Origin of the sequence: Segeticoccus rhizosphaerae (assembly GCF_009192725.1) — a bacterium.
In the GTDB taxonomy this organism is placed as follows: Bacteria; Actinomycetota; Actinomycetes; order Actinomycetales; family Dermatophilaceae; genus Segeticoccus; species Segeticoccus rhizosphaerae.
Genome location: NZ_VOHR01000247.1, coordinates 1 through 5,647 on the forward strand (window position 1 = coordinate 1; position 5,647 = coordinate 5,647).

Here is a 5,647-nt window from a genome sequence, read left to right on the forward strand (position 1 = left end):
CTGCTGGGTCGCCGCGGCCCCTGCCTGGGGCGCGGGCCGGCCCGAGGGCCGCTTGCCCTGCTCGTTGGTGCTCACTGGCTACCTCCCGCGTCGCCGCCCTGCTCGTCCCGGTCCGCCTGGTCGTCGGCCGACGCGTCTTGCGCCTGCTCTGACGGTACGGCATCGGCGACGTCCACTGTGCCACCCGCGCCCGTGGCGCCGTCCGGTGCCTCGTCCGTCGCGTCGTCCGTCGCAGCCATGTCCGCAGTCTCGGTCGTCACCTCGGCCTCGGCATCGGCCGCGACCACGCCGTCGGTGACGTCGCCGTCGGGAGCCTCCTCCTCGAGCTCGACCAGACGTGCCGCCTGGCGGGCGACGGCGACGATGGAGTCCCTCTTGTCCGGGGTCGCGAACCGCACACCGCTCGTGTCCCGGCCGGTGAGGTGCACCTCGTCGACCCGCGAGCGCACGATCTTGCCGCGCTCCATCACGACCATGACCTCGTCGTCCTCGTCCACCGTGAGGGCGCCGACCAGGTGGCCACCCTTGTCGGACGCCTTCGCCACCTTGATGCCAAGACCGCCGCGACCCTGCACGCGGTAGGACGACGCGAGCGTGCGCTTGGCCAGGCCGTTCTCGAAGACCACGAAGACGGAGGGGTCGGTGCCCTGCTCGATCACGTTCATCGACAGCAGCCGGTCGCCCTCACGGAACTTCATCCCGGTGACGCCGCTCGTCGCGCGGCCCATGGGTCGCAGCGTCGCGTCGTCGGCCGGGAAGCGCACCGACTGGCCCTTGACCGAGACCAGCATGAGGTCGTCGTCCGCGGAAGCCAGCCCGGCACCCACGAGCTCGTCACCGTCGCGCAGGTTCACGGCGATCAGGCCGCCACTGCGCGGTGAGTCGTAGTCGGCGAGGCGCGTCTTCTTGACCAGGCCGCGCTCGGTCGCCAGCACCAGGTAGGGCGAGCTCTCGTAGTCCTTGACGGCGAGCACCTGGGCGATCTGCTCACCCGGCTGGAAGGCCATCAGGTTGGCGACGTGCTGCCCCTTGGAGTCGCGGGCCGCCTCCGGCAGCTCGTAGGACTTGGCGCGGTAGACCCGGCCCAGGTTGGTGAAGAAGAGCAGCCAGTGGTGGGTGGTCGTCGTGAAGAAGTGGTCGACGATGTCGTCGCCGCGCAGCGAGGCACCCTTGACGCCCTTGCCGCCGCGCCGCTGGGAGCGGTAGAGGTCGACCAGGGTGCGCTTGGCGTAGCCGCCCCGGGTGATGGTCACGACGACGTCCCGCTCGGGGATGAGGTCCTCCATCGACATGTCGCCGTCGAAGGGCACGATCCGGGTGCGTCGCTCGTCGCCGTACTTGTCGACGATGACCCCCAGCTCCTCGCTGATGATCTGCCGCTGCCGCTGCGGGCTTGCGAGGATCGCGGTGTACTCGTCGATCTGGCGCTGCAGCTCGTCGTGCCGCTCGATCAGCTTCTGCCGCTCCAGGGCCGCGAGCCGCCGCAGCTGCATGTCGAGGATGGCGCGGGCCTGGATCTCGTCGATGTCGAGCAGCTCGATCAAGCCGTCACGCGCGACCTCCACCGTCGCGGAGGCCCGGATCAGGGCGATGACCTCGTCCAGCGCGTCGAGGGCCGCGAGCAGCCCGCGCAGGATGTGGATGGCCTCCTCGGCCTCCTTGAGCAGGAAGGTGGTCCGCCGTACGATGACGTCGACCTGGTGCTCGACCCAGTGGCGGATGAACGCCGAGATCGGCAGAGTGCGCGGCACCCCGTCGACCAGGGCCAGCATGTTGGCCCCGAAGGTCTGCTGCAGCTGGGTGTGCTTGTAGAGGTTGTTGAGCACGACCTTGGCCACCGCGTCGCGCTTGAGCACGATCACGAGGCGCTGACCGGTGCGTCCCGAGGTCTCGTCGCGCAGGTCCGCGATCCCCGCGAGGCGACCGTCCTTGACCAGCTCGGCGATCTTCTGTGCCAGCGTGTCCGGGTTGACCTGGTAGGGGAGCTCGGTGACCACCAGGCACTGCCGGCCCTGGATCTCCTCGACCTCGACCACCGCGCGCATGGTGATCGACCCGCGTCCGGTGCGGTAGGCCTCTTCGATGCCCTTGCGACCGAGAATCAAGGCGCCCGTGGGGAAGTCGGGTCCGGGGACCCGCTCCATCACCGCGGCGAGCAGCTCCTCGCGGGTCGCCTCCGGGTGCTCCAGCAGCCACTGCGCCGCCGCGGACACCTCGCGCAGGTTGTGCGGCGGGATCTGGGTGGCCATGCCGACCGCGATGCCCGCCGACCCGTTGACCAGCAGGTTGGGGAACCGGCTCGGCAGGACGACCGGCTCCTGCGTCTTGCCGTCGTAGTTGTCCTTGAAGTCAACGGTGTTGCGCTCGATGTCGCGCACCAGCTCGAGCGCGAGCGGTGTCATCCGGCACTCGGTGTATCGCGGCGCCGCGGCACCGTCGTTGCCCGGCGAACCGAAGTTGCCCTGCCCGTCGACGAGCGGGTAGCGCAGCGACCAGTCCTGCACGAGCCGCACCAACGCGTCGTAGATCGACGAATCACCGTGCGGGTGATACTGACCCATCACTTCACCGACGACGCGCGAGCACTTGTTGTAGCCGCGGTCGGGCCGGTAGCCACCGTCATACATCGCGTAGACGACGCGGCGGTGCACCGGCTTGAGCCCGTCGCGCACGTCCGGCAGCGCCCGGCTCACGATCACCGTCATCGCGTAGTCGATGTAGCTGCGTTGCATCTCGGTGTTGATGTCAACGGCCTCGGTGCGGTCGTGCTCGATCGGGGGAGTCTGGTCAGTCACTCGAGTTCCCTTGTCTTCCAGTCATTTCGTATGTCGTGTGGCGGCGCCCTCTGTGCCGTGGCCTCGGGCGCCGCTCATCAGATGTCCAGGAAGCGGACGTCCCGTGCGTTGCGCTGGATGAACTGCCGCCGGCTCTCGACGTCCTCACCCATGAGCACGGAGAACATCTCGTCGGCGGCAGCCGCGTCGTCGAGGGTCACCTGCAACAGGATCCGGTGCTCCGGGTTCATCGTGGTGTCCCACAGCTCTTGGTAGTCCATCTCGCCGAGGCCCTTGTAGCGCTGGATGCCGGCGTCCTTGGGCAGGCGGTGACCGGCCGACATACCGCGTTGCACCAGAGCGTCGCGCTCGCGGTCGCTGTAGGCGAACTCGTGCGGCGCGTTGCTCCACTTCAGCCGGTAGAGCGGTGGCTGGGCGAGGTAGACGTAGCCCGCCTCGATCAGCGGCCGCATGAACCGGAAGAGCAGCGTCAGCAAGAGGGTTCGGATGTGCATGCCGTCGACGTCGGCGTCGGCCATGATCACGATCTTGTGGTAGCGCGCCTTGGTGATGTCGAAGTCCTCACCGATGCCCGTGCCGAAACCCGAGATGAGCGCCTGGACCTCGTTGTTGGCGAGGATCTTGTCGATCCGCGCCTTTTCGACGTTGAGGATCTTGCCGCGGATCGGCAGGATCGCCTGGTTGTGCGGGTTGCGACCGCGCACCGCCGAGCCGCCGGCGGAGTCGCCCTCGACGATGAAGACCTCGGAGATGGTCGGGTCGTTGCTCTGGCAGTCACGCAGCTTGCCGGGCAGGCCGCCGGTCTCGAGCAGGCCCTTGCGTCGGGTCGCCTCGCGCGCCTTGCGGGCAGCGAGCCGGGCAGCGGCGGCCTGGATCGCCTTGCGCACGATCTCCTTGCCCTCGCCGGGGTGGGCCTCGAGCCAGTGCCCGAACTCGTCGGTCACGGCGCGCTGGACGAAGCCCTTGACCTCGGAGTTGCCGAGCTTGGTCTTGGTCTGACCCTCGAACTGGGGCTCACCGAGCTTGACCGAGATGACCGCGGTCAGGCCCTCGCGGACGTCGTCACCGGTGAGGTTGTCGTCCTTGTCCTTGAGCAGGTTCTGCCGGCGGGCGAAGTCGTTGACCAGCTTGGTCAGCGCCGCGCGGAAGCCTTCCTCGTGGGTGCCGCCCTCGTGGGTGTTGATCGTGTTGGCGTAGGTGTGGATCGACTCGGAGTAGGCCGAGGTCCACTGCATCGCGATCTCGAGCGACATGACCCGCTCGGTGTCCTCGGTCTCGAAGTCGATGATCTCCGCGTTGACGGCCTCGCTGCGCTTGGAGGAGTTGAGGTGCTTGACGTAGTCGACCAGCCCCTCGTCATACCGGTAGGACACGGTGCGCGGCTTGTCGGGCGTGGACTCCTCGGCCTCGTCCACGTCCTCCTCGAGAGCGTCCGGGTCGTCGGCGACCGGCGCCGCGACCGGGCGCTCGTCGGTCAGCGTGATGGTCAGGCCCTTGTTGAGGAACGCGTACTGCTGGAAGCGCGACCGCAGCGTCTCGAAGTCGTAGGTCGTGGTCTCGAAGATCTCCGGGCTGGCCCAGAAGGTGATCGTGGTGCCGGTCTCGCCAGGGTCGTCGAGCTCACCGCGGTCCTGCAGGGGCGCGGTCGGCACCCCGAGCTCGAAGTCCATGGTGAACCGGTGGCCCTTCTGCCGGATCTCGGCCTCGAGCCGACTGGACAGCGCGTTGACCACCGAGGACCCGACGCCGTGCAGGCCGCCGGAGACCTTGTAGCCGCCACCGCCGAACTTGCCGCCCGCGTGCAACTGGGTGAGCACGAGCTCGACCGCGGAGACCTTCTCGATCGGGTGGATGTCGGTGGGGATGCCGCGGCCGTTGTCGCGCACCCGCACGCCGCCGTCGGCGAGCAGCGTGATGTCGACGTGATCGGCATACCCGGCCAGCGCCTCGTCCACGGAGTTGTCGACGATCTCGGTCACCAGGTGGTGCAGGCCACGCTCGCCGGTGGACCCGATGTACATGCCCGGTCGCTTGCGGACCGCCTCGAGGCCCTCGAGCACCTGGATCGCGTTGGCGTCATAGGCCGGCGCGCTGGCGAGGCTGCCGGTCTGGGCCTCCCGCGTCACCTCGTGCGCCGGGGTCTGCGGGATCTCGTCCGCACCTTCGGTCTGGTCCCCCGTCCCCCCGACGGGCGGGGTCACCGACAGGTCGGGGGTTTCTGCGTGCTCAAAGTTGTCGTCAGGGCTGACCTCGGACACGGTGCTCCTTTGGCGTTGCGGCGCGTCTCACGGCGGATCGCGGACACGGAGAACGGCCTGTGTCGAACGCGCCGGACACCCGGGAGGGGCACGCACGCGGCGCGGCGGCAAGGCCGTCTGTACTCCTCCATCCTACCGCCCCAGGCAATGGGAACCGGTCACTGGAGGCCCGGAAACGGCAAAATCCGGCACGATCCGGGGTAGTCCTGTGTCCCGACACACGAGACGGGGCGCGAGCGCGCCATACCGCCGTTCAGCCGTAGGTGTCTCGCGGCCCGGGACCGGGCGTCCGCCGGGGGCCGCGCTTCCACGACGGAGCGCTCGGCCCGTGCACCCGCAGCTCGGTCACGACGCCCTCACCGGCCTCCTGCTCGATCCGGCCCATCAGGGTCGCCGACATCAGCCGCAGGTTGGTCGCCCAGGCGGTCGAGTCGCAGCGCACCGTGAGTATGCCGTCCTCGAAGGTCACCGGCGCGCAGTGCGCCGCGACGTCGGCCCCGACGATCGAGGGCCAGCGGCCCATGACCGAGCCGGCCGCCACGTCGGCGTTCCAGCCGCGGTCGAGCAGCAGCCGGTCGAGCTGGTCGCCGAGCA

At 69.1% G+C, this 5,647-nt stretch carries 3 protein-coding genes; all 3 read right to left on the reverse strand.

The annotated features are described in order from the left end of the window. Positions 1-71: 71 nt before the first annotated feature. Entirely contained in the window at positions 72-2,732 is a 2,661-nt protein-coding gene (gene gyrA / locus FRW57_RS16280; protein WP_238999462.1) for a DNA gyrase subunit A, read from the reverse strand. A gap of 140 nt (positions 2,733-2,872) precedes the next feature. Further along, the gene (gene gyrB / locus FRW57_RS16285) at positions 2,873-4,921 is read right to left on the reverse strand and encodes a DNA topoisomerase (ATP-hydrolyzing) subunit B (RefSeq protein WP_238384442.1); all 2,049 of its coding nucleotides are present in this window, start codon (positions 4,919-4,921) and stop codon (positions 2,873-2,875) included. A gap of 385 nt (positions 4,922-5,306) precedes the next feature. Beyond that, the coding region (locus FRW57_RS16290; RefSeq protein WP_152186489.1) for a DciA family protein at positions 5,307-5,647 on the reverse strand (341 nt) is incomplete at its 5' end.

What these genes read in the sequence shown, in the direction of transcription:
- gyrA (WP_238999462.1), bottom strand. Translation starts at nt 2,732, where the DNA reads ATGCAACGCAGCTACATCGACTACGCGATGACGGTGATCGTGAGCCGG.